This is a genomic window from Xenorhabdus poinarii G6, from assembly GCF_000968175.1.
Classification (GTDB): Bacteria; Pseudomonadota; Gammaproteobacteria; order Enterobacterales; family Enterobacteriaceae; genus Xenorhabdus; species Xenorhabdus poinarii.
This window is the reverse complement of sequence record NZ_FO704551.1, coordinates 2,314,773-2,340,627: the sequence shown is the minus strand read 5'-3', so window position 1 is coordinate 2,340,627 and position 25,855 is coordinate 2,314,773. Positions and strand designations below refer to the sequence as shown.

Sequence of the window (25,855 nt, the reverse complement as noted above, 5' to 3'; positions counted from 1 at the left end):
TCGCTTCCCCACATTTCCCCTGAATCCCACTAACAAAGTATTGTTTCTCGGTTCAGCTTATTAGATTATAGAAGGTTATGTTAAAGCGATTTTTGCATTGAGGAAAAAATGATGAGTGAGGCTGATGCCCGCCCGACAAACTTTATTCGTCAGATTATTGACGAAGATCTGGCAACGGGTAAACATACATCCGTACATACCCGCTTTCCACCTGAACCTAACGGTTATCTGCATATCGGCCATGCCAAGTCGATCTGCTTGAATTTCGGCATCGCTCAAGACTATCAGGGACAATGCAACCTACGTTTTGATGATACAAACCCGGTAAAAGAAGATATCGAATACGTTGAATCGATTAAAACTGACGTCCAGTGGTTGGGTTTCCAGTGGAGTGGGAATATTCGCTACTCTTCTGATTATTTCGATACCCTGTATCAATACGCGATTGAGTTAATCAATAAAGGATTAGCGTATGTCGATGAGCTGTGTCCTGACGAGATCCGTGCATATCGCGGTACATTGAAAGAGCCAGGTAAAAACAGCCCATATCGGGATCGCAGCGTAGAAGAAAACCTGGCTTTATTTGAAAAAATGCGAGCCGGTGAGTTTGCTGAAGGTAAAGCGTGTCTGCGGGCCAAAATTGATATGTCCTCACCGTTCATCGTCATGCGTGATCCGGTTATTTACCGCATCAAATTTGCAGAGCATCACCAATCAGGTCATAAGTGGTGTATCTATCCGATGTACGATTTCACCCACTGTATTTCCGATGCACTGGAAGGGATCACCCATTCCATCTGTACACTGGAATTTCAGGATAACCGTCGTTTGTACGATTGGGTATTGGATAACATTACGATTGATTGCCACCCACGTCAGTACGAGTTTTCTCGCCTGAATCTGGAATATACGGTGATGTCAAAGCGTAAACTTAACCAGCTGGTGACCGAGAATATCGTTGATGGCTGGGATGACCCACGTATGCCAACTATTTCTGGATTGCGTCGTCGTGGTTATACAGCGGCATCTATCCGTGAATTTTGTCGCCGCATTGGAGTGACGAAACAGGACAACAATGTTGAAATGGCCGCGCTGGAATCCTGCATTCGCGATGACCTGAATGAAAATGCGCCCCGTGCTATGGCGGTTCTTGATCCGGTGAAACTGGTGATCGAGAATATGCCGGAAGGTGAAGTGATCCTGACGATGCCTAACCATCCGAATAAACCGGAAATGGGCAGCCGTGAAGTGCCGTTCAGTCGTGAACTGTATATTGATCGCGCGGATTTCCGTGAAGAAGCGAATCGTCAATACAAGCGTCTGGTGCTGGGCAAAGAGGTACGTCTGCGCAATGCTTATGTGATTAAAGCTGAGCGTGTTGAAAAAGATGCGCAAGGCAATATCACAACAATTTATTGCCAGTATGACGAACAGACGCTGAACAAAGATCCCGCTGATGGCCGCAAGGTGAAAGGGGTGATTCACTGGGTCAGCGCTGCCTACGGTGTTCCGGCAGAATTCTACCTGTATGACCGCCTGTTCAGCGTAGCAAATCCGGGAGCGGAGGATGATTTCTTATCCACGATTAATCCAGCGTCGCTGATGATCCGTAAGGGATTTGTCGAACCGGGTCTGGTCAATGCGTTACCAGAAAAAACTTACCAGTTTGAACGTGAAGGTTATTTCTGCGCTGACAGTCGCCTCTCAAGTGCTGATCGTTTGGTCTTTAACCGCACCGTTGGTCTGCGTGATACCTGGGCAAAAATCTCACAAGGATAATGTGACGCTGTTTACTTAACCTGTACACCAAAAAGCGTGATTATTTTCACGCTTTTTTTATCAGTAGTGCGGTGTGGCTATCTCATCGTTGGCTAATCTAATCGTGCTTAAAGCGACTTGCCGACTAGCTTAAGCTAATCGGCAGAAGCTTATTCAGATGAAATTAAACACCTGAGTAGAATTATCCTGCTTTTTCATCATGAAATGCGCTATCTTTGCGGCAATCACCAGCGGCGCAGTGACCATATAAATAAAGACTGTGGTTTGAAAGTTTAATGCCATAACGCTCAGCGATGTTTCTCTGGCGTTCTTCAATAAACTCGTCATTAAATTCAATGACCTTCCCGCAATCGAGACAAATCAGGTGGTCATGGTGATGTTGCTGAGTGAGTTCAAAAACCGATTTACCGCCTTCAAAATTGTGGCGTGTGACAATGCCGGCATCATCGAACTGGTTCAACACGCGATAGACAGTGGCGAGGCCAATCTCTTCACCGATATCAATCAGTTTTTTGTAGAGATCCTCCGCACTGACATGATGGCATTCTGGGTCCTGTAGCACTTCCAGAATTTTCAAACGTGGAAGTGTGACTTTAAGTCCAGCATTTTTCAATGCTTTATTGTTGTCGGTCATGCGGATTCAGTCCTGTAACTAGGGTTAAGTGAACTTATGATACTTGGGGGTATCGTGAGGGAATCATGATTCTGTTTTCACGCAGTTGATTATAGGCATGGATAGTCAAAATGAAAACCATACCTATTCCGGAATCATGACACATTATGCAAGAATAATCCCGCTTGAAAGGGTATTATTCTCTTTATTATGCATCCAGGATGGCTGACAGACTCATTTCAGCCTTAATTTGTTGTACCCAGGCTTCAACGCGTTCATCTGTCAATTCTGGTTGGCGATCTTCATCAATAGCCAGACCAATAAAGTGGGTGTCATCGGCCATGCCCTTCGAGGCTTCAAAGTGATATCCTTCGGTTGGCCAGTGCCCTACAATAATTGCGCCATTAGGCTCAATAATATCGCGGATAGTGCCCATGGCATCACAGAAGTATTCTGCATAATCTTCCTGATCACCACAGCCGAACAAAGCAACCAGTTTTCCGTCGAAATCAATCTCTCCCAGTGTTGGGAAAAAATCATCCCAGTCACATTGGGCTTCGCCGTAATACCAGGTTGGGATGCCAAGCAGCAGGATATCGAAAGCGTCAATGTCTTCTTTGCTGCTTTTGGCAATATCGTGGACTTCAGCAACATCAGCACCACCCAATTTTTCTTGGATCATTTTGGCGATGTTCTCTGTGTTGCCGGTATCGCTGCCGAAGAATATACCTATTATTGCCATAAAATGGGTTAACCTCTTGTTTTATTCGTGTATTAAATCCATACACATCACGCTGAAATCAGCTAGAAAAATGTCAGTTTTAGTCACATGAAAAGCGTTATTCTGACCAAACATCAATGACAAATCTGTCAAATTTGTGTGGTGACATCGCTTTATTGCCGTTGAATAAATGCCGTTAATTGGCAGGATGATTTTTTTCTGCCAGTTGGGCTACCAGCATTTGCTCAATCAATTCACTGCGGCTGATATTACGCTGTTTTGCCAGATGATTAAGTATGTCGACGGCCTCTTCATTCAGTTTAAGTTCCACTCGACGCAGTCCTTTTACCTTATCTCGCCGCAACTGGTTGCGTTTATTGATTCTAAGCTGCTCATCCCTGGACAGCGGATTTGTTTTCGGTCGCCCTGGCCTGCGTTCATCTGCGAACAAATCCAGTGTGGTGCGATCAGTTTGTTCTTTTGCCATAAATTCAATTGATAATGGGCGTGTACCAACAATATAGCCGGCAATAATACCTTAGCTGGACGCGTGCCGCTACTGGCTAGTCTGGTTTTTCCGAGGGATAGCCAATGGCATTGGGCAGAAAAAGGGAAGAGTGATGATATTTTTGACGATACTCTTTTGGTGTTAATCCATGACAGCGTTTGAACAACTCCCTGAAATAGCGGGTATCTTCATAACCGACTTCATGGCTGATCTCTTCAATGGATTTTTGGGATTTTTCCAGCCAGTGTTTTGCCTGTGACAGGCGGATTTGCTGGATATATTGGATCGGGGTTTTGCCTGTAGCGATCTTAAAACGGCGTTTCATCTGGCGTTCGCAAAGATGAATTTTATTGGCTAAATCAGCGACAGATAAAATTTCAGAGGGAAACGTATGCATCCAATCTTGCAGTTTGTGGATCAGCGCATCGGCGTGCTGGCGATAAGGGGTGAAGCCGGCGGAATCAAACAGGGCTGTGCTGTCATTTTCATCTAACAAAAATTTTGTACATTGTTCTCTGGCATATTGTCCGTATACCAACTCAATGATATTTAACATACAGCTTCCGCAGCCATAAGCACTGGAGATACAGAATCGGTGGTTATCGCTGATAATTTTTTTGTCGGTATAGAGAGGAATATGGGGGAAGCGTTTTTTGAATTCGGGGAAAAAATGAGGGTGAATGGTGGCGCCGTTGTTTAATAATCCTGCTTGGGCAAGGATAAACGTGCCTGAGCATATTGAAACGATCGGAATGCGTTTTTCATCCATCGCCTGAATCCATGCAATGATTTCTGGCGTGCAATGTCGCGTTTCCCATTCCGGAAAGCCCAGTGAACCGACCAGAATCATATCGGGTTGTTGTCCGCAATCCAGGGAAGCAGCGAGGGTGCTATGGGGGAAGCGTGTAGAGCCCATCAACAGGTTATTCGTATGATTTCTGTTTTCCTGATGGGGTGGAGAGATAATGCTGACATGGGGGGCAGCGCCGCCAATAGTATTAGCGGCGATAGTGAGAATTTCGATCGGCATGGCAACCGACGTGACCGAGGTATGCGAAAAAACTAACGCGATAACAGAGACTTGTTTCATGGTTATATTCTCTTCCTTAAGAACACCTTGTCATGCGGTATGACTTGAATGATGAAATTAATTTTAAGATGAAACCCGCCTCTTGTCTTTAATGGATGACTTTTTTATAGCAATAATAATCACCAAGTGATAATCAATAGAGTAACCTTAGGTCGTTTGTTGATGCCAAAGTTGTGCATATAACCCTTTTTGTTGTATCAGGGCATCGTGTGAGCCGGATTCAGCGATTTTCCCCAGATCTAACACAAAAATCTTATCGGCATGGCGGAGGGTATTCAGCCGGTGAGCGATACAGATGACCGTTCGATGACGACATATTTCATCCATATTGCTCATGATGGCGGCCTCAGATTCATAATCCAGTGCAGAGGTGGCTTCATCCAGGATCAGAATCTTGGGATCACTGAGCAATGCCCTTGCCAATGCAATCCGCTGTCGCTGCCCGCCAGAAAGATTACCGCCTTTTTCACCCACCTGATGCGCAAATTGATGAGGAAATGCCTGGATAAAATCCATCGCCCCGGCCAGGGTCGCGGCCTTATGGATTTCCTCATCACTGGCATTAGGCTTACACAGGCGGATATTGTCCGCAATACTGCCGGAGAACAGAATACTTTCTTGTAAGACGACACTCATATGGCGGCGCAGTGATACGGGATCAGCGATCGCCAGATCCATGCCATCCACCAATACCTGACCGTGTTGCGGGACATAGAGGCGTTGCAACAAGCGTGTCAATGTGCTTTTGCCAGAACCCGATGGCCCCGTAATACCAATAAATTCACCGGCCTTAATCTCCAGTGACAGGTTCGCCAGGACTTCGGGGGTATCAGCATGATAGCGAAAGCGAATATTTCTGAATTCAATTTGGCCAGCCAGTTCCGGTGAGGAGACCAGCCCCTGTTGACTGTTTTCCATCGGCTCATCAAGGATATCTCCCACCCGGCGCAGGGCGATCAGGGTATGCTGGAAATCTTGCCAGACTTGCGCCAACCGCAGGATCGGTTGAGTCACGTGTCCGGCCAGCATATTAAACGCAATGAGTTCACCGGGGGATAAATCGCCTTTCAGCACTGCCCGGACGCCCCACCACAGTAGCAGCGCGGCCACCATTTTTTGGATCAGCTCAATCCCTTGCCCAGCCGCCAGCCCGCTTTTTTGGGCGGTAAAACGTCGGATTAACTGTTGACTCAATACCTTCTGCCATTGATGCAAAAAACGTTTTTCAGTTGCAGTGGTCTTGATGGTTTCAATCCCGGTAACCGCTTCGGTCAGGAAACTGGTGGCATTGGCATCAGCTTCATACTCTTTTTCTACTTTGCTTCGAATCATCGGCCCGACAGTCAGCCAGAGTAAAAAATAGAGCACCAGTGAACTGATCACGATCCCTGTTAGCAGGGTGGAATAATGAAACATCACCCCCAAAAACAGCAGGATAAAAATCAGATCAAGCAGCAGCATGAGGGTAGAGCCGGTCAAAAATTGGCGGATATGCGCCATTTCCCTGACTCTGGCAATAATCTGCCCTGTTTGTCGTTGTTTGAAATAGGGCAGGGGTAATCCCACAAGATGGCGATACAGGCGGCCGGAAAGCTCAGAATTGATTTGGCTCGCCATATGCCCGAACACCGTATTACGCATAAAACCATACAAAGGCTCCGCTAATGCCAGTGCCAGCATGGCGATACCGAGAACGTGCAGGCTGGAAACACTCCGCCCGACCAGCACTTTATCGATGATATTCTCAAATAATAAAGGGGATGCCAGCGCAAAAAGTTGCAACACGATAGCGAACAGAAAAATGTCCCGTAACTGGTTTTTTTGCCTGAAAATAGCGGGATAAAACCAGCTCAGACCAAATTTAACGTCTTGCTTAGTCAGTGTTTTGTCAGCCAGTAGTAGTACCCGATATTCATCGTGATCGTGCTCACCTGGTATGACATGAGCCAACGGATGTACAGTGGATTTGCCGGTGGCAGGATCAAACACCGTTAAGGTGTCAGCACAGATGTCTGACAGTACCCACCAACGCTGATCTAATTGAATCAATGCGGGCAAAGGCAGTGTGGCCGCCGTCCCGACGGTCAGACGCTCAAACTGACTGTGCAGCCCGATCGCATCTGCTGCTTCACGCAGTTGTGAATTTGTCAGTGCCAGAGAATCCACACCCAGACTATGGTGCAATTGTTCGACCGAAGCGATCTTATGAAACTGTTTCCCTAAATGGGCGATACAATCCAACGCGTAATTGTTTGCTTCTTGGCCGTCAGATTTGCCCGCATGGTGGGTGAAGGAGAACGTATCAGCCATGATTATTTCTCCCTCAACGCTTCAGATTGATATTCCTGAATTGGGCTGAGCAGGTAATCAATCACTCTTCGTTTATCGGTTTTGATCTCCGCGACAATAGACATTCCCGCCGTGATTTCAACCGGTTTTCCATCCACCATAATATTGTTCTGTTTGAGACTGATTTGTGCCGGGAAAACCAGCCCCAGCCGTTCATCGTTGGTGGAATCCCGCGAAATGCTGAGTAACTCCCCTTCAATGGTGCCATAGCGAGTATAAGGGAAAGCATCGACCTTAACGGTAACGTGCTGACCCGGGTAGACAAAACCGACATCTTTATTCAGGATCTGGACTTCAGCCAGTTGTACCTGTTCGTCAGGCACAATCACCATCAGATTTTGAGCCGGTTGCAGAACCGCACCGAGAGTATGCACACTTAATTGTTGAACGGTTCCCGCCACGGGAGCGCGTACCACCTCAAGATCTTCCCGTTCCTGCATCTTGGAAATTTCCTGCTTTATGGCGGCCAATTGCATCTCTGCCTGTTTTCTTTTCTCAAACCATTCACGCTCTTTTTGTGCTTTGAGGCTGTTTAGCCGTTCCTCCAGACTCTTATATTGCGTCATCAGAATACCGAATTCCGATTTCTGTTGAGCGATCAGCCTTTCTGTTTCCAGAAACTCTTTTTCCTGCTCCAGATACTCCACCTTGCTGATGACTTGTTTTTGGCTCAATGTCTTGCGCGCCTGTAAACGCTGGCTGATATTTTCCCGCAGATGGCTCAATGAATGGATATCACTGTTTCGTGCCTGTTGAGACGTCAGGTTCACGGCCATTTCCGCATGGATATTGGTGATAGTGGCGTCGAATTCCTGCTTTTCGTGAAAGTAGTGAGCCAAAATTTTTGCCTGTTTTTCGGTGGATTGCTGTTGGAAAAGTGGCAGGGATTTCGGCGCTTGTTGCTCAAGCAGAGCCTGATAGCGGATTGTCTCTTCCATCAAATAGTCTCGTTGCTCAAGCAAACGGGCGATATCTTGATTGACCCCGAGCGTATTGAGCGTCAGTAGTGACGCCCCTTTCTCAACGTGCTGGCCGTTTGTGACATGAATGGCCATCAGGCGGCTTTGTTCGTAAGCCTGAATGATTTGAGAACGACCCGATGCGATCAAACGTCCGGTTGCGGTTGCCTGTACATCCAGTTGCCCCAGATAAGCCCATAGTAAAGCAACCAAAACCCCCATACTCAGGGTGATTGCCGTATAACGGGCAAACGGAGAAGGCGGACGTTGTGACAATGCCAGGTGTGTAGGCAAAAAATCATAATAGTGGGGAGCAGTACGTAACCGTTTGATCCCTTTGCGTAAGATAGCCTTAAGCACGTGTTGGCTCCTCCTGTTGTGTTTCTTGTTTTAACTCTTGTTGTAACTGCCAAAGCTTCCGGTAGTGTTTGCCGTATTGCAAAAGCTGTTCATGGCTGCCTTGTTCAATGATTTGCCCCTGATGTAACACAATAATCCGGTCGCATTGGCGAACAGTAGAGAGCCGGTGTGCGATAGTGATCACGGTTCTGCCTTGGGCGATGGTCGCCATATTGGATTGAATAATGGCTTGTGATTCATCATCCAGTGCGCTGGTGGCTTCATCAAGGATCAGGATTTTGGGTTCTGACAACAGGGTTCTGGCAATCGCCAGCCGTTGCCGCTGGCCACCTGATAGCGATTGTCCTCCTTCGGCAATCACGGTGTCATACCCCATTGGCAACTTGAGAATAAAATCGTGGGCTCCTGCCCGTTTTGCCGCTGCAATGACGGCGGATAACGGGGCATCGGGGCAGGATTGCGACAAGTTCTCATACACGGTTTTATGAAATAAGACGTTTTCCTGCAAAACGATCCCAACTTGTTGCCTGAGGGATTCAACATCGAAATGTGGCAGAGGAATACCATCCAGCGTAATCGCACCACTTTCCGGGGTATAAAGGCGTAAAAGCAAACGGGCAAGGGTACTTTTTCCCGACCCGGAAGTACCGACAACACCCACCGTCTCCCCTGCCCGGATATCCAGCGTGAAGCGGTTAATGGTTGGCGGCAGATCGGGTTGATAGCGAAAAACAACGTCGGAGAATGAGATCGCACCGTGTAGCGCAGGGTGTGCTTGATCGGAACCTGATTGTTGCTCGGTGGGCAGATTCAGCATATCGCCTAATTTCTCAATGGCAATGCGGGAGCGGATAAATTGCCCCCAGAGTTGCACCAACTTAGCCAGCGGTTGTTGGGTATGACTGACCATCATATTGAAGGCGATCAATTGACCAATGGTCATGTGCAGGGAGAGCACTTCTGATGCGCCTAACCAGATAATGATTGCACTGGTGACTTTTTGTAACATCATTACCAGATGGCCGGAACTGTTATCCCATTGCTGGACGTCATAACTGGTACTGACCATCTTTTCAGTCTGGCTGTCCCAGCGACGAACAAAACGAGGTTCAACGGCCAGACTTTTGAGTGTTTCGGCACCTGCTACGGTTTCGGTCAGGAAAGCGGTATTGATTGCGGCATGGGTAAATTGTTTTTCCACCGCTTGTTCAATTTTGGGCGTGACCCACCAGGCCAGCAGGGCATAACACGGTATGGTCAGCAGGAAGATCAGCGTCAGCATCCCAGACAGCAGACTCATGACGTAAATAAAGATGAACATGAACAAAACATCGATACACAGTGTGAACATGGTGCCGGTTAAAAATTCACGAACCGTTTCCAGCTCCCTCACTCGTGTCACAATCGCACCGACTTGGCGGGATTTAAAAAACAGCAAGGGCAGGCCAAACAGGTGGCTAACCAGCTTCAAACCGAGTTTTATGTCAATTCGGTTGGCGGTGTGGGCATACTGATACTCTCGTAGTCCCCGCAGAATGACTTCAACCAATCCGGCCGCCACCAACCCGAAAATCAGCACATCCAGTGTAGAAAGTGCCTGGTGAACAAGCACCTTGTCCATCACAACCTGGACGACTAAAGGCGAGATCAGCGCCAGAATCTGTAACACGAAAGAAAACAACATGATTTCTGTCAGGTTCTTCTTTTGTCTGACAAACTCAGGAATAAACCAGCGAAGATTAAATTGGCTACTTTTTTGGTGTATTTTTATCCACCGGCCATTCCATAAACTGATAAATTCTTCTTTATCCAATATCTCAGGTGTGTCTTGATGAGGCTTTTGAATTAAGACCCGTTGTTCATCATATTTTGCCAGAATGAAGGGTTGACCCTCCTGGCTGAACAAAATGGCGGGCAGGGAAATGGCAGCTAACTGCTTATTTATCGAGTATTTATTTTTGATTTTTATATGGTATTCTTTTTGTAACTTATTTATAACAGAAATATAATCATCACCATCGTTTACGTTTTTATTCGCTGTGGTTGTATGATTCCTATTAGATATCATGATAATTAAATTAATTAATGATATTGTTTTTTTTTCTATTTCATTCATTAAATTGAATCTACGTTAAATAAGACATTAATCTCTTGATTGAGGAAATAACCGGAAACAGTTATCTATTAAGTCATTTTAATAAATTTATTAAAAGATATTAGCGATTCTCAACGCGCATGCGGGTTGGTAATTCGGACAAAATATAGCGGTTAAACAGACATTTTTCTATTTATAGATTGATTTTACCCAATAAATAGATATATTTTTTGTACAAAATAGCCAATAATTCGAGTATAACAGGTAATACCGCAATCATCGTAGATAAACTGCCATGGAATGTCGTTAAACCGTCATGAATTTGGCTTTATTTATGATTTAATCATATTAATTTAATACGAATTTAACATTAAATTAATATCTAATTAATGGATAATGCTATGTCTGAAAAATTTGTGCAAACCATCTCAAGTGTTAATTATAACAAAGGCGTATTCTCTCTTTATTTTGTGGGGCAAGAGCCGAATAGAATGGCAAATGGCATGCTGGCAGAAAATGATCAGGAATTACAATTAAAACAAGTTATTCATATGCCCGCGTCTGGCTTTATGTATATGGTTTCCATGGTAAAAAGTATGCTGGAAGATCCCAGAATGGAAGCTGAAATGAATAACTTGATCGCGGCGGGTTTTTTGCCTATGCCTGAGATCAATGAAAATGAAGCGTCTGCTGAAGCGGAAGCAAATACTCAGGCAACGGCTGAATCAACAAAACATTCAAAACGTCATACTGAAACATCGAAATAACATCAGCAAGATTTTATCAGGTCGTGGCTAGTCTATGATGATCACGCATCAATCAGCTGCACTGAGTACGACTGAAATACAGGCAATGATGGGTGGGGTCATGTTACTTTGTCAACATTCCCCCCTGCATCGGCGTTATTTGGTTGCTGAATGGCAACAGCGCATTTTGCCTTCATTCCAGCTCAATCAGTTTTGCTATTACCAAGATGAACACCAACGCCCAGTTGCTTTTTGTAATTGGGCTTTTTTGTCTGACAGTAGCCGGAAAGCGATCCTTGCCGGTGAACGGGAAATCTCGCGGGAAGACTGGCGCTCTGGCCAGCATATTTTTTTCCCGGAGATGATTGCCCCTTTCGGACATGCACGTGCCATTGCCTGCGATCTTCGCCGGCGGGTCTTTGCCGCATGGAAAGGACAAAAAGCCTGCACTGTCAGGGGAACTTTGGATGTTCAAAATGACCACTGTATCCGTCGGGTACAGTGGTTTACTGTTTAATTTTTCTGCCCAATACCAGGATTATTTATGGGAAAATCAGTCGGCCGTAGCATAGTGTATGCCTTTACCGGTGTATATGAAGATGATGACGGTGGAAATAGTATCAATGCCATTGGCCTTGGCGGAGTCATTAATGCTTATGGCGGGAATGACCATATTGTTGTGGGCTCCTTGGCAGTAAGAGTCAATACAACATGGGGACACGATACGATTGTCGGGGGAGCCGGATATCTGGATATCCATGATACCAGTGGCTCCCTGACCGTAAAAGGTGGGGCGGGTTATACTTCAATCAATAAAACACAAAGTGGCACGATAGACTATAGCGGCGCGGCGGGAGGATTGAGGATCAATCACACCGGAGATAGTGGTGGTATTCATTATGCAGGAGCGTCTGGATACAATAGCATCACTCGTAAAGGGTTGCAGGGTGATATTAGCTTCAAGGGGGCAGGCGCTTACAACGAACTCTGGCATGAAACCAATCAGGGCAATCTCTCTTTTGCTGGCGCAGGTGCCGGCAATAAGATTGACCGTACTTGGTTTAACAAATATCAAGGCTCCCAGGGGGATGTGACCTTTGACGGAGTTGGCGCAGCGAACGTCATCAGTTCCAGAGTCGAGACGGGAAATATTCATTTTACCGGTGCCGGTGCCTATAACCATATTGCTCGTAAAGGTAAGGCTGGAGACATTACCCTGAAGGGCGCGGGTGCTTATAACCGTGTTGAGCGTATCCGTCAGGCCGCTGACAGTTACTCTGAAACCAGGGGGGACATCCGGTTTGACGGTGCTGGCGGATATAATAGCCTCTACTCCGATGTGGCACACGGTAATATCCATTTCACGGGGGCGGGTGGTTATAACGAGATTACCCGCAAGGGCGCAGGCAATGACTTTGGCAGTGAAGGGATAGAATATGCCAAAGCTGAAGACGTGGTGCTGACCAATGCCACCATGAGTGGTGAATGGATTGGCGCCTCTCATCAGGTCGTGGGATTTAAATCGGCACGTGAGCCGAATACTTACCTGTTTGCCTTTGAGGATGGCACTTATACGAAAATCAACAAGGTTAAGCTCTCCAATGATCCTGAAACTGGCAACTTGAGATACTACTCGACGGCTTGGTATAAAGCAGGGAAGCATCTCCAGGGGCTGGATAAACAGGATATCTCCGTTGAAGGGGGCTTTAATTCTGTTGGCATAGATGGCGCTTATACGTTGTCAAACCTGACGGTTGAACAGCGAAAAGCTGTATCCATTGATGCTGTTGAGCAAAAACTGGTGGAAAACCAATGGGTGAATTATGGCGGTGGTGTCCTGATTAATGCCGCCGATATCACGCTGTCTGATGCCAGGATGGGCGGTTATGCCGTTTACGGAGATGGAACGACGGTTGATGTCACAGCGGTGAAATCCAACCGGATGCCAAACACCTATGTTTATGCCAAGGCATTTGGCAGATACAAAAAGGTGGTGGTGGTTGAACTGAAAAACGACCCCGAAACTGGGATGCTGCAATACTTTGCACGTCCTTGCTACAAGTTCAGTGAGACTCCGCTGGATTTTGCCAACGAAATTTTCTCTGCGGACAACGGTTATAACCCTATGAAAACCGGCAGCTATTCGCTGAGTGACCTGCATTACCGTGTGAATACCGAACGCACAATTTCCGCCCGTGTGTCGGATATGCATGAATATAACGATCTTGAGCTATTCAAATCGGCCACTGATAGCGGTGAAAGTTCAGGGGATATTCATTATACCGGTGCAGGTGGCGGCAACGTCATTAAATCCAATGTCACACGCGGTAATGTCTACTTTAATGGCGCGGGTATTGCCAACGTCATTCTTCATCAGGCGCAGCAGGGTGATATGAACGTCAATGCAGGTGGTGGTGCCAACGTGCTGGTGCGCGTGGGTGATGGCCGCTACCTTGCTCATCTGCTGGCAGTGGGCAATATCTCCATTCACAAAGGCAATGGCAACAGTCGTATCTTCATGGGCGGTGGTTTCAATACCCATACCCAAATTGGTGATGGTGAAGCCTTCTGGTTTGGTGTTGGTGGGGCTAATGTGCTGACGCAAAAGGGCAATGGCAACGTTTCCTCAATTCTTGTGGGTGGCACAAACGTCCTGACCAAGATGGGTGAAGGCGATCTCGAATCCGCGATGTTGGGCGGCGCTAATGTGATCACCCATATCAGCAATGATCATGAGACTTCCGATACGAAAGCCATTGCACTGGGTGGCGCGAATGTCCTGACGAAAAAAGGCAAAGGCGATCTCCTGTCGGTGATGGGCGGTGGCGCTAATGTCCTGACCCATGTCGGTGATGGAAAAACCACCGGTATTATGCTGGGCGGTGCGAATGTCCTGACTAAAGTCGGCAATGGTGATACAACGGGCGTTATGTTAGGTCTCGGCAACGTGCTGACTCATGTGGGTGATGGGCAGACGGTAGGGGTGATGGCCGCTGCCGGTAACGTCTTCACCAAAGTCGGTGATGGCACAACCGTTGCCGCGATGGTGGGGGCAGGCAATATTTTTACTCATGTCGGTGAGGAAAATGCCTGGGCATTGATGGGCGGCGGCGGAAATATTTTCACGAAAGTGGGGAACGGCGATGCGCTGGCATTAATGTTGTCATTAGGAAATGTCTTTACGCACGTTGGCGACGGCATGAGTGTGGCCTTGATGATCGCCAAAGGCAATATTGCCACTAAAGTCGGTGACGGTAATGCACTTTCCGCCATGATTGGTCAAGGCAATCTCTTTACGCAGATAGGTCACGGCTCAACTTTTGCGGCCATGATCGGCGGTGCGAATGTTTTGACCAAAGTCGGCACCGGCTTGACCGCCGCACTGATGGTGGGTAAGGCCAATATTTATACCCACGTATCCCGCCAGGGGGAAGACAGTACCAGCATCGGTCTGTTTGCCGGAAGCGCCAATGTCATGACAAAAGTGGGGGATGGTACAACACTGGCCGCCATGTTTGGCCAAGCCAATATCATGACGCATGTCGGTGACGGTTTGACCGGTGTGCTGGCCTTAGGCAAAGCCAATATCGTGACAAAAGTGGGTGATGGCTTTATGGGCGTCATTGCCGTATCTGAGGCCAATGTGGTGACGCATGTTACGCAAGACAATGAGAAGGCAAGCACAACCGCTGCGGTCTTGGCGGGTAAAGGTAACCTACTGACTAAAGTGGGCAATGGCACCACGGTGGGGCTGCTGGTATCCAAAATCGGCAATATCATGACCCATGTGGGTGACGGGACGACAATCGGGTTTGCCAAAGGCGAAGCCAACCTCATCACGAAAGTGGGGAATGGGACAGGCATCAACGCCGCGTGGGGCAGAGCCAATATCATCACGCATGTGGGTGACGGTGATCGCTATAATTTTGCCAAAGGCGATGCGAATATCATCACTAAAGTCGGTGACGGTCAGGAAGTCACGGTTGTTCAGGGGCAGGCCAACATCATTACCCATATCGGTGATGGTGACGATTACACTGGCACGTGGGGTAAGGCTAACGTCATCACCAAAGTGGGGGATGGCCGCCATGTCGTGCTCGCCAAAGGTGAAGCGAATATGGTGACCCAAATCGGCGATGGTGATAGCTTCAATGCCTTATGGAGTCAGGGCAATGTTGTCACCAAAGTCGGTGATGGTATGCAAGTCACCGCCGCCAAAGGTAAGGGCAACATCACGACGACCGTGGGTGATGGCCTTAGTGTGACGGCTGCTCATGGCGACCTGAATGTCAACACCAAAGTGGGTGATGGTGTTTCCGTCAATGTGGCCTGGGGGAACTTCAACGTTAATACCCGCGTGGGGGACGGCCTGAATGTTTCCGTCATGAAAGGTCAAGGCAATGCCAATATCCGTGTCGGTGATGGTTTGAACGTTAACGCCTCTTATGCCCGCAATAACGTGGTCATTCAGGTAGGTAACGGCGATTTCTATAATCTTGCGCTGGCAGCCAGCAATACCCATAGCGACAAATTGAAAGCCCTGTTTGAGAATGTCAAACAGACCGTGCTGGGCAGTGCGGGTAGCCAGGGCATCAATTATCTGGTGAATGGCGATGAAGCCAATACATCGGGCACCCATAAGGGACGTGGTGCCATCGACTTGCCGGAAGTCTCTTCCCTAAATGGCTTTAAGCTGACCGAAATCGGTGAAGTGACCTCTGATTTGCAAAACAACCTGAAAGGTGCTGTGACGAGCACGGATGCGCCAGATATTGACCGTATCCAAAATACACTGGGCGATGAGAAGCGGTTAAACCCTAATCAGGCGCGTAATCTTATCATCAATGGTGATTTTGAACAGGGAAACCAGGGATGGCAGTCTACAAACGGTATTGAAGCCCAGTACTCTGCTCAGGCTTATGGCCTTAGTGATAGTGGTCACGGCAAGTATGTCAGTGAACTTGATGTTCAGGGCAATACTTGTATTTATCAGGAGATCCGCTCTCTCAACGCGGGCGAATCCATCAATCTTAGCTTTGACTTTGCCAGACGTCCCAATAGCTCCACTGATAATGGTATGCAAGTATTGTGGAACAATCAGGTCGTGTTCTCAGTTTCTGCGGGTAAAACCGAATGGAAAAATCAGACATTGACGCTGACGGCACAGGCGGGCAGCAACCGATTGGAGTTCAAAGGCACAGGTGAGAGTGACGGCCTTGGTTATGTTCTGGATAACGTGGTTGCAAAATCTGAGTTATCGGACAGTGGCATTGTTGAACATGTGCAGCAAGATCAAGCCGCGCAGAGCGCCTTGCAGGATAAGGAAAGGGCAGAAGCTGATCGCCTGCGTCTGGTACAGGAACAGAATAGACAACTGGACGCTATTTCGGGCACACAAGATCAACTGGAGTCCACGGATCTGGCGGCGCTGAATACGAATGGGCAAGAACAGCGCGATGCAATGAAGGACGAAGCTCAGTCAGTCACCGCTGAGCTGATGGCAAAAGCCAAAGGTCTGGCCGCTCTGGACAGCCACGCCACCTATCAGGGGGAATCCGGCCAGCCATGGCGTGATCAGTTTGCTGATGGTTTGCTGGCGCATGTTCAGACTGATTTGGACAAAGCAGACCAGACGGTTCGCCGCCAATTGGATAACGCACAAAGCATGGCAGCCGGACGTCTGGATGATATCAAAGATGCGGTTGCCAAATCAGAAGCGGGCGTACTCAAATCCGAACAGAACCGCCAAAATGCCGCGTTGGATGTTGAAGAGGCGCGAACGCAGGCCGAAAACAGGAAAGCAGAAGCCGCCCGTTATCAGCAACAGGCTGAGCAAGCAGAACGTGATGGTCAGTCCGCTGTGCAGAAGGCGAAACAGCGTGGCCGACATGAAATCTCCACGGCAGACAGCAAAACCGCGCAAGTACAAAATGACGCTAAGGGTGCCAAACTTGATGGCAGCGATAAGCCGCAGCGCACAGGCGCAACCGGCAGTGGTCTGTCAGGTAACGCTTATGGTTCCCACTACGCTGAAGATATTGAAAAAGCAGAACATGCCAAGAGTAGCATCAATCCTGAATCGACCGTTCAGGCTGATGGCGGGTTCAGCGAAGAATTGCAATACCTGAACGAAGACTTGAACGAACTGAGCACCGCCAAAGGTGCATTAGATCGTTTGCAGATCAATGCGGGAATACGCACCCGACATACGCGCGAGTCTGGTCGCCCTGTTCCGACATCGCTGGATACCGAAACGCCTGCCAGCCCGTCTACTGATGTTGTGACAGAATGGATCAGGCAGACACCGAAAATGCCAGGATTGGATCTCAGTGGCTTGCAAGCGCTGGGCGAGGCGCTGGCCGAGCCAGAACCGGTTGATATGTCAAAAGAGGCTGCGACGGCAACCCGGGCACAAAAAGTGGCGGATGTTTACCGTTGGTTGGACAGTGGTAGCGCACTGGCGACTGAAAAATATATCCCTGTGCCGGGATTTACGCGTGTAGATGCCTATATTTCGGATGATCTCAGACAAGACATCGTTGCCTCTATTGTTAATCCCGAACTCGGGGAGACTAATCTGTCAACAAGGCAAATCGCTTCACTGAAAAAGTTATTTCAAAAGATCAAAAAGACGAGTATATCGCAAGAGGAGTTCCCCGCACTGGTCAGGCTCTTTGTTGATGCCACCATTGATCACGACTGGGACAAACGCGTCGAATTCGTTACAAAGCTGGAAAGCTATGGTTATAGCTTCGAACCTGTACATGGTGATGAGAGTATCGTTTCATTTTGGTCTGGTCTAGGTCCTAAAGGCCTTGAGCGATCCCGTAAAATTCTTGATTCAGTACAGATTGATGGTAAGAAAGTTGTTTATGATATTGATGTCAAAGGTAACGATTTTGCGATTGCGCTGAACAGAATGCTGATGCGTTGGAGCTACCGTTCCCTCGATACGAATATTGTGGAACAGAAGGCCTTGCAATCGGCTATTATCGCTTCCGCACGCAGCAATACCGGTTTCTGGAGTTCCCTCTATGCCACCGGATCCCGCGATGATGTTTATGTGATAGCGGAAGGCGGATTGCGCCTCGGCAACTATTTCTGGAATGTTGAATTGCCGGTCTTGCGTCAATTACAGCGTGAGGGCTTGGTCGGCGAAATCCGTCTGCTGGATAAAGCGGTGGAAGAATATCAGGGTGTTGCGCCTGAATCCATTGGCCGCCGATTGACGGAGGCGGGGGTTTCTGTCAAAGCGCGCTTTGATTCACTCAGTCCTGCCGAGCAGAGCAGGCTGAAGGCATTGACGCCGGATCACTATCAGCCCGATACACTGGTTAATCTGGATATCAAAACCAGTGCTATCGATAACCTGCTGAATCAGGCGCTGCCATTCTATGGATTGCGTACAGAACGCAATTTGCTGGTACGTGAATCGGAAAACGGGGGCTTTGAAGTTCGTCCGTGGCCGGGTCATGACAGCGACAGTTTCAAAACCATTATGGTGAAAAATTCAGACGATCCCGCACAAATCAAAACCATTGAGCGGTTTATCCTGGCCAATTATGACCATTACGGGCAATTGCCGGATGCGTTGCATCTGCTGGAAGACCGCATGGTTTCCTTTGAGCATGGCCGCACCCGTATTCTGGCTGAAAAAGTGGAGGGTCGTTGGCACTATCAACCGAAAACGTACTTGATGTCAGCCGGGGAATTGAAGCAAGCCGCTTACGTTAAAGGCAAAACCTTGGGTGACAGTTACCAGAATGTCCTGGATGCGCTTGCCAGCTATGAAAATACGTTGCAAAACAACAAAGATTATGACTTTGAGTCAGTGGAAAAATTGACTGACTTGCTGATCAAGGTTGCAAGCTATCTGGAGAAGCATCCTGATTCAAAACGTGTTCCGGCCCTGAAAGACTTGTTGTCACAAATCAATGTTCGTCTGGACGAATCGCTGATATTTGCGGATTCTTTCGTCAAAAATGGCGAGAACGTGGCCATCGCTCATGACGCGACACCACCGCGTGAAAGGACGCCATTTAACCCAATCACGCGTTTCTTTAACGATGAACTTTATGGTGCCAAAGAAGATCGCCGTCATGTAGATACGAGGACTCAGCAAATATTGGACACGGCAGTGACCAACGGGACAGTGAATAAGATCACGTTACAGGGGGAAGCTGGACGTTTGACGGGTTATTACCATCGTGGTGATCAAAATGATCAGGATGAACACCATTCAGCGAAAAAAGTGGTGCTCTTCATTCATGGTTCCGGCTCATCTGCGGAAGAACAGGCCAGTTTGATCCAAAGCCATTACCAAAAACAAGGCGTTGACATGCTGGCGGTGAACATGCGCGGCTATGGCTTCAGCGATGGGTCTCCAAGCGAAAATGGGTTGTATCAGGATGCCCGTACCATGTTTAAGTATTTAGTTAATGATCGTGGTATCAAGCCCGAAAATATCATCCTTCATGGTTACTCAATGGGCGGAGCGGTCGCCGCGGATCTGGCCCGTTATGCAGAACGTCATGGACAGGCTGTTTCTGGTGTGTTGCTTGACAGACCAATGCCAAGCATGACCAAAGCCATTACGGCTCATGAAGTGCCTAATCCTGCCGGGATCACGGGCGCGTTGGCGAAAGCTGTCAATGGGCAGTTCTCGGTGGAGAAAAATCTGCAAGGGCTTTCGAAGCAAACGCCAATCATGTTGCTGACCGATAACGAAGGGTTGGGGACAGAAGGGGAAAAACTGCGTGCCAAACTTGTCGTCGCGGGTTATCAGGTTTCGGGAGAACACACCTTCTATGGTCATGAAGCCAGTGGTCGGTTGATGAACCAATATGCTGAGCAGATTGTGTCAACCCTTTCCGAAGCCCGGCCTGACAACAGCAGCGTAAAAGCCAGCCTGCTGGAAAAAGCGCTTTACTTCCTGTTTGATATGAAATCGGGTGGAAAAGAGCTGGCGCAACATTCGCTTCATTTCACTCAGGGAAAATCACTACTCTCTCATCTTGAGAAACTGGTCCCTGAAATTGGCAATGTACTCCTGACGAAAGGGGATAACGTTGCATCAAAAGAGTTTCTGGAGGGTATTTGTTTCGCTTTGTCTGGTCGTTACCTGATAGAAGAGCGGGTACATGGACTGGGTGGCGGGAAAGCGTATTTGTCATGGCTGACAGATGCGGTGAAAGCCTACAATGACAATACAGTCCATAAACAGAACGATATCCATTCGATTGAATCCTCGTTGCTCAATCAGTATCGTCGCCAAAATATCGGCCCGATTATTCAAGATCTGCTATCAATGCAGTACAGCCAAGAACAAGATCGTTCGATCAGGACTAGGAAAGCAGCGAACGAAGCGTATGGCGGAAAATTAAAGGCGAATGGACTGACCGGGCCGAGGATTGATTATGCGTTAAGGAATGATGTCGCTGGCTATGAGTCCGTGATGGATCAACTGAATAATGTGGATAAGACGACATATCTCTCTTTTATGTCTGAAGACCACGCGATGGCCGTTGTTGCTCATAAAGGGGAAAATCAAACCATCTGGTCATTCTTCGATCCGAACTTTGGTATCAAATCATTTGATAACTATAAAGATTTCAGACAATTTATGGATTCCTTCCATAATGGCATAGTCACGGGCTATCAATCCAAGTTGGGTTATACGTATGAAGCCAGCAAGGCGAAAAATCAAAGTTTCAATGTGAACTACAATACGTTTGAAGATGGCACCATTAGCCATTATGACGGCGTGTGGCAACAGGCACGTGCGGGTGAGCAACCGTATGTCCTGCGGGCGCTGAAAGAGCAGGGTAAGATCTTTAAACTGGCTTCAAACGTGACAGGACGGGTCGTTAATTACAGCGATGACGTGGTGACGCTGGAAGTGACGACGAAGAAAGGCGAGAAAGTGCGGGTTGACGTTGAAAGTCACAACTTCAGGCAGGCCGCTAACCTTGTGAAATCGAATATCGATAAAGTCATTGCGCATTCGGAAAATGGTACATTCACCCTCAAGGCTTTACCTGATGAGATGACCAATACCCCACATTCAGAACAGACTGAGACTCATGTGAAACCTCAGCTGAATTCTGATGAATCCGTGGCACTTAAAAGCATAGAAAGTGTACTGAAACGTTACGGTGAAGCGCTGAAACCACAACCCACCAGCCCCGGCGGTAGACCCAAGGATATCCGTACAACGGAGGAATTCCTGACGGGTTATCAGCAGGGTTATGCCGAACAAGTTGTGGAGGGGTTCCGTCCAGATATGAACCTCAAGCAGCTGGTGGATCTCTTGGTTAAAGGTCATTGGCGTCCAGAACAGAAAGGCGCTTTGGCCTGGGAAATTGAAAACAGGGCGTTGAAAATCACCTTCCAGCCAAGAGCTGAGAAATTCAACCGCCTGTTCCGTGATATCACGTCAACCGGGCTGACGGATTCTCAGGCAAGCGAACAACTGGCACCACAATTGTTGTTGTTGAACCTGTCAAACGATGGTTTTGGCGGACGTTGTGATCCATTGTCAAAATTGGTGCTGGTTGCGAAACAATTTGAAAACGAGGGTCAGGATGGGGTTGGTCGTCAATTGCTGGAGAAAATGTATTCGGCGGCTGCTGTACTCAATAATCCGGATCGGTACTCTGCAACAGAACGTGCTAACGCGAATAAATTGCTAGCTTCTTTGGCCGCACTCCATGCCAAGAATCCGATGGCAGACACGTTGACTAAAGTGTGGAAGGAGAAACTGGAGGATGCGAAAGCGCTGACAGTCGCGGGTGTGGTTCAGAAAATCACGGCCGGTAATACAGAAGGTCAACCGGTACTGCTTGAACTGGATGGCTCTGATCATGCGATGGCAGCATGGGCGAAAGGCAGCGGTGATAACCGGGTTTATGGTTTCTATGATCCAAACGTGGGGATTGTTGAATTCTCATCGGCGGAGAAATTTGATGCTTATATGACGCGTTTCTTTGGTGAATCCGGTCTGAATATGGCACAAAGCTACAAATTACCGAAGAACGCGGCAGGGGAAAGTACCTTCGAGCGTGTGGTGGTGATCGATGGTAACGCCTTGGCAAATTATCGTCCAAGATGGGCGGAAAAAACCACGATGCGGGACATGCTGGAATTACCGGTGTTTGATGATACCCCAATCAAAAAACCGACAGAGATTGAAGCGACTCATGCGGTGAAAAAACCCTTAGGAGAGCCAGCGGACAGCAACTTGCCAGAAAGTCACCTTCGTGTGAATAATCAAGACGTTGATGCCTGGAGCAGCCCTGAGGTCAACCCACTGTCTGAACACAGCGATAGCCGCTTCAACGGTCAGATCATTATCCAGACGGAAAATGATCCGGTCGCGGCTCAGGCGGCGGCAAGTCTGGCCAGCAAACACCCGGATTCCAGCATCATTGTTCAGCTTGATGTGGATGGCAAATCTCGACTGGTTTATGGCGATCCTACCAAGTTGACCGGTCAATTACGTTGGCAGATAGTCGGACATGGACGTGAAGAATCAACCCAAAACCATACGCGCATGAGTGGTTACAGTGCGGATGAATTGGCCGTTAGATTGAAACAGTTCAGTACCGATTTCCAACTGGCCGGCACACCAGACCATATCAGTCTGGTTGGTTGCGCGTTGATCAGCGATGACAAACGTGATGGCTTTGCCCGTCGCTTTATTTCGGCACTGAATGATAACGGTATTCGTACCACGGTATCGGCACGGAGCAGTGACGTTGCGGTGGATGGTGTTGGCCGCAAATACACGCAAAATGCGCGGCAGCAGTGGGTTAACAAGCTGACGGATAATAAGATCGTCTTCGGTTGGAATGACCAAGGTGAAGTAGAAAGTCACTCGGAGCGAATCCGTCGTGGTATCTCTGAAAAGGATGTCAATGTGTCCCGTATCGGTCAGGCCGACGTGAACGCGAAAGCGCAGGGCGCGATTGCAGGCAATACAGAGATATTTCATGCGCCAAAATCCGAGGACAATCAGTCTGTCGTGTCATCGACATCAAAAGACAATCAGTTGAGCTATTCCGGTAACATTCAGTTACAGATTGGTCAGGGGGAATTTAGCGCCATTAACTGGGGTACCACGAACGTCGGTATCAAGGTAGGCACCGGCGGCTTTAAGTCTCTGGCCTTTGGTGATAACAATGTGATGGTTCACATTGGCAACGGTGATAGTAAACACAGTGTGAATATTGCAGGTTATCAGGCGCTGGAAGGAGCTCAATTGTTCGTGGGTAACCGGAACATCAGCTTTAACGCCGGGCGCAGTAACGATTTGCTCGTGATGTTAGATAAATCCATTCCAACCCCCCCACTGGTGAACCCATTTGGTGGTGCTGCCCGTATTTCTAGTGTATTGCAGGATATTGCCGGCTCGTATGATTCAGCGGATTGGCTGACACAACAGGATCAGCAATGGACACTGGAAAGTGCGAAGAAATATGTCCGGGATCTGTCCGGTATCGATTTGACCAGCAGTGTGGCTTATAACACGCTGACTGATCTCGACGCGCAAAATGCACGTAGCAGCCGTGGCCTGAAAAGTGATCTCGAAAGCACGCTGAACAAAAAATACAACCAATGGTTGGGTGGCAAGGGGAATACCCCGGCAATGGGTAACATCAGTCGGGCAGATAAATTCCGTCAGGCGAATGAAAAACGGGCCTTTAACTTTGCCGTTGGTGGGCAGGGGGCGGATATTCAGGTTACGGCCGGTAACTGGAACTTCATGTTTGGTGACAATATCGCGTCGATTCTGGATACCAACCTGGGATCACTGTTTGGTTTGATGACGCAGGAATACACCGCCACGGGCATGGCGAAAACGACGTTTACCTTCAGCCCGACGGATGTACCACGCCAGATTAAGAATAAATTGTTGGGTAACCTTGCCGGTATTCAGGCGGATACCACGCTGGCAGATATCTTTGGTGTGGCGTATACCCCGACAGGCGGTATTGTTTCTCGCTCAGGTCAGCCGGTTGATGGTGTTGCTATTTTGCGTGAAATGCTGGAAATCATCGGGGAATTCAGTGGTAATCAACTGAATGCCTTCACAGATCCGGATAAATTGCTCGATAGTCTGAAAGCCAGCTTAAGTATGGGCGCTGATGGTGTGACCTCTTTTGCTGAAAGCCACGGCCTGAAAGCGAAAGCCCCGGATGGGAAACCCGCAGGGCAGGTCACCGTGTCTAAAGAGGGCGAATTCGTAGCGGAAATCCCCGATGCTCAGACCCCTCGTGACGTAGGCTTGACGTCCCTGAATTTGCCAAACCTGTTTGCCACCCTGTTCAATCGGGATAAACAGGCTGAGATGCAATCGCTGGTCACCAACCTGAAACAGAACCTGACGGCTGACTTGCTGAACATGCAGAATGAAACGTTCGATTTTCTGCGTAACAGCGGTCACTTGCAGGGTGATGGTGACTTCCACGTTTCCCTGGGTAACTACAATTTCAACTGGGGAGGTGACGGCAAAGATCTTGGCGCTTATCTGGGAGACAACAACAACTTCTGGGGTGGCCGGGGTGATGATGTTTTCTACTCGGTAGGAACGTCCAATATCTTTACCGGCGGTGAAGGCCAGGATATGGGTGTGATGATGGGACGTGAAAACATGATATTTGGCGGTGTTGGCAATGACGTTGCTGTCTTGGCCGGACGCACGAACTATGCCTACATGGGCGCTGGTGATGATCAGGTCTTTGCTTTTGGTGAAGATGGCATCATCGATGGGGGTAAAGGGCGTGACTATATCGTGGCTGCCGGTAACTTCAATCACATTGATGCCGGAGACGATCAAGATTACGTTGTGACCATCGGGAGTAACAACCGGGTTGATTTGGGCAAAGGTAACGATTTTGCCACCGTATTCGGCAACGATAATTGGATCGAGGGCCAGACGGGTAACAACACCATCAAACTGATGGGTTACCACACCACTATCAAGGGAGGATCAGGCCATGATCATCTGATTGCTGATGTGGTATCGAAATTCAGCCAAATCCACGGGGGTGAGGGTGATGATCTGCTGGTACTGGGCGGATATCAAAACCACTTTAGCGGGGGTAGCGGGGTGAATCGTTTTGTAGTCGGAGGGGATATCATTGATAACGTGGTCGAAGATATCAAACAAGGCGACAAGATTATTTTCAACGATATCAACTGGCAAAACCTGTGGTTCCAACGCAGTGGTTACGATCTGGTACTGTTGACGCATCGTCATGTCGCCGATCCTTCGGCACAAGGGCAGTTTGAAGCGATGGGATCAGTGACTTTCAACAATTACTTCAATGGCAACCGAGCGGATATCATCACCCAAATGGGCGATAAAGACGCTCAAGGTGAGCGTGAATATACCGCACTCTCAACCAATGGCGTTGACGCGCTGGTACAAGCCATGAGTGGATTCGCACCGAATATGGGCGACAGTGGTTTTATTGATTCGCTTGATAACTCAACGAAATCCGCTATTGTGACTGCCTGGTCAGATACCATCAACGGGAAATCCAAACTGGTGTGATCACCGGAAGGGTTTTCACGAGATATCCTCATTAACGAAAATGGCTCACTGCGGTGGGCCATTTTTTTAAACGGAGTC

Annotated in this window: 11 protein-coding genes; 4 read left to right on the top strand and 7 right to left on the bottom strand. The window is 48.2% G+C overall.

Annotated features, from left to right (window positions below):
• Window positions 1–111: 111 nt before the first annotated feature.
• Window positions 112–1,779 carry a glutamine--tRNA ligase gene (gene glnS, locus XPG1_RS10770; protein WP_045959083.1) on the top strand — a complete coding sequence of 556 codons (1,668 nt, stop codon included), beginning with the start codon at window positions 112–114 and terminating at the stop codon, window positions 1,777–1,779.
• A 181-nt stretch (window positions 1,780–1,960) separates the two neighbouring features.
• Here the strand turns inward: glnS and fur are convergent, their stop codons facing one another.
• From fur to XPG1_RS10735, 7 genes are all read right to left on the bottom strand, one after another.
• Complete coding sequence (gene fur / locus XPG1_RS10765; RefSeq protein ID WP_045959082.1) at window positions 1,961–2,413, bottom strand: ferric iron uptake transcriptional regulator; 453 nt, start codon at window positions 2,411–2,413, stop codon at window positions 1,961–1,963.
• 187 nt (window positions 2,414–2,600) lie between these two features.
• Complete coding sequence (gene fldA, locus XPG1_RS10760; protein ID WP_045959081.1) at window positions 2,601–3,134, bottom strand: flavodoxin FldA; 534 nt, start codon at window positions 3,132–3,134, stop codon at window positions 2,601–2,603.
• A gap of 175 nt (window positions 3,135–3,309) precedes the next feature.
• Window positions 3,310–3,600 (bottom strand): LexA regulated protein, encoded by a 291-nt coding sequence (ybfE, locus tag XPG1_RS10755; RefSeq protein WP_045959080.1) that lies wholly within the window; start codon window positions 3,598–3,600, stop codon window positions 3,310–3,312.
• Window positions 3,601–3,676: 76 nt separating this feature from the next.
• A complete protein-coding gene (locus XPG1_RS10750) occupies window positions 3,677–4,711 on the bottom strand; it encodes a GlxA family transcriptional regulator (protein ID WP_045959079.1) in 1,035 nt (344 codons plus the stop codon).
• Window positions 4,712–4,858: 147 nt separating this feature from the next.
• Window positions 4,859–7,021, bottom strand: a complete 2,163-nt coding sequence (locus XPG1_RS10745) for a type I secretion system permease/ATPase (RefSeq protein WP_045959078.1) — start codon at window positions 7,019–7,021, stop codon at window positions 4,859–4,861.
• 2 nt (window positions 7,022–7,023) lie between these two features.
• A complete protein-coding gene (locus tag XPG1_RS10740) occupies window positions 7,024–8,379 on the bottom strand; it encodes an HlyD family type I secretion periplasmic adaptor subunit (protein WP_045959077.1) in 1,356 nt (451 codons plus the stop codon).
• Window positions 8,372–10,447: a peptidase domain-containing ABC transporter gene (locus tag XPG1_RS10735; RefSeq protein ID WP_436286810.1), complete on the bottom strand. Its 2,076-nt coding sequence runs from the start codon at window positions 10,445–10,447 to the stop codon at window positions 8,372–8,374. The genes XPG1_RS10740 and XPG1_RS10735 overlap by 8 nt, the downstream gene beginning before the upstream one ends.
• 428 nt (window positions 10,448–10,875) lie before the next feature.
• Here XPG1_RS10735 and rtxH point away from each other — a divergent pair, with 428 nt between their 5' ends.
• From rtxH to rtxA, 3 genes are read left to right on the top strand one after another with little or no spacing between them, the layout of a single operon-like run.
• On the top strand, window positions 10,876–11,241 hold the full coding sequence (rtxH, locus tag XPG1_RS10730) for a protein RtxH (protein WP_045959075.1): 366 nt from the start codon (window positions 10,876–10,878) through the stop codon (window positions 11,239–11,241).
• Between the two features lie 34 nt (window positions 11,242–11,275).
• Window positions 11,276–11,737, top strand: a complete 462-nt coding sequence (rtxC, locus tag XPG1_RS10725) for an RTX toxin-activating lysine-acyltransferase RtxC (RefSeq protein ID WP_045959074.1) — start codon at window positions 11,276–11,278, stop codon at window positions 11,735–11,737.
• Between the two features lie 27 nt (window positions 11,738–11,764).
• Window positions 11,765–25,777, top strand: a complete 14,013-nt coding sequence (gene rtxA / locus XPG1_RS18975; protein WP_231852999.1) for an MARTX multifunctional-autoprocessing repeats-in-toxin holotoxin RtxA — start codon at window positions 11,765–11,767, stop codon at window positions 25,775–25,777.
• The last annotated feature ends 78 nt before the right edge of the window (window positions 25,778–25,855 follow it).

Excerpts from the sequence above, each read along its gene's own strand:
- glnS (WP_045959083.1), top strand. The coding sequence starts at position 112 with ATGAGTGAGGCTGATGCCCGCCCGACAAACTTTATTCGTCAGATTATT.
- fur (WP_045959082.1), bottom strand. The coding sequence starts at position 2,413 with ATGACCGACAACAATAAAGCATTGAAAAATGCTGGACTTAAAGTCACA.
- fldA (WP_045959081.1), bottom strand. The coding sequence starts at position 3,134 with ATGGCAATAATAGGTATATTCTTCGGCAGCGATACCGGCAACACAGAG.
- ybfE (WP_045959080.1), bottom strand. The coding sequence starts at position 3,600 with ATGGCAAAAGAACAAACTGATCGCACCACACTGGATTTGTTCGCAGAT.
- XPG1_RS10750 (WP_045959079.1), bottom strand. The coding sequence starts at position 4,711 with ATGAAACAAGTCTCTGTTATCGCGTTAGTTTTTTCGCATACCTCGGTC.
- XPG1_RS10745 (WP_045959078.1), bottom strand. The coding sequence starts at position 7,021 with ATGGCTGATACGTTCTCCTTCACCCACCATGCGGGCAAATCTGACGGC.
- XPG1_RS10735 (WP_436286810.1), bottom strand. The coding sequence starts at position 10,447 with ATGATATCTAATAGGAATCATACAACCACAGCGAATAAAAACGTAAAC.
- rtxH (WP_045959075.1), top strand. The coding sequence starts at position 10,876 with ATGTCTGAAAAATTTGTGCAAACCATCTCAAGTGTTAATTATAACAAA.
- rtxC (WP_045959074.1), top strand. The coding sequence starts at position 11,276 with ATGATGATCACGCATCAATCAGCTGCACTGAGTACGACTGAAATACAG.
- rtxA (WP_231852999.1), top strand. The coding sequence starts at position 11,765 with ATGGGAAAATCAGTCGGCCGTAGCATAGTGTATGCCTTTACCGGTGTA.